The sequence below is a fragment of the Bartonella sp. MR168JLCBS genome (assembly GCF_042194175.1).
In genome coordinates this window covers 1-813 of sequence record NZ_JBHIMP010000279.1, presented here as the reverse complement: position 1 = coordinate 813, position 813 = coordinate 1, and the positions used below count along the sequence as shown (strand labels likewise).

1 protein-coding gene is annotated in these 813 nt (G+C 39.6%); it reads left to right on the top strand.

Annotation, left to right across the window (positions count from 1 at the left end; genetic code table 11):
- On the top strand, positions 1-596 hold a 596-nt coding region (locus tag ACFIK8_RS10865; protein ID WP_375669434.1), incomplete at its 5' end, for a pyrroline-5-carboxylate reductase.
- Positions 597-813: the final 217 nt, after the last annotated feature.

Here is an 813-nt window from a genome sequence, read left to right as displayed (position 1 = left end):
TGCCCAACCAAATTGCAGAAGAAGTTTTGCGTTCTCTTCGTTTTCATCCAGAACAGCTTGTCATTTCCGTGCTTGCCATGGCAAAAGCAGCAGAAGTTGAAGAGTGGATCAACCATAAGGTTTATCGTGCTGTTCCGCTTCCTTTTGTGGCAGAATGCAAAAATTTGACGCCAATTTATCCAGATCATCCATTTTTACGCAATTTATTTGATGCGTTAGGCGGCACATTGGTGCTGGAAGTGGAAGATCAATTTAATCTTTTTATGACTGCCGGCTCACTCATGGGGGTTTATTTTAATTTTATAAAAACAGCACATCAATGGTTTGTAACAAAGGGGTTAAAAAAACAGCAGTCGGCAGATTTTCTTGCCATGATGTTTGGAAATCTTACTGATGAAATGCGCAAAATTACAAAAACTGATTGTTCAACGTCTCTTGATTTTGCACTGCTTGAGAAAGAGTTTTCAACGAAGGGCGGAACAAATGAGCTTTTGTCAAACTGTTTTTCGCGTCAAGGGGGAAGAAGTGCTTTAACAACGGCTCTTGAGACCACTTTGCAAAAAATGAATACTTCATTTACAAATGAAAATGCTTGATCAATATTTTGTCTTTTTTGATCTGAAAGAGAGGCATATTTGCGCGTTTTTTTATCCTTGCGTGAACAAAGTTTAGCAAAATTGTCTGCTGGGCACACTCATATCTTTCGGATCAGAGGTGTAGGATTCGCTTAACGGTGGTAAGTGGCATAGCATCTATCGATAAAGCTTGTGAATTTTGGTGTAAGAAAGGCGGTAGGCAGATGGTTTTGGCAGA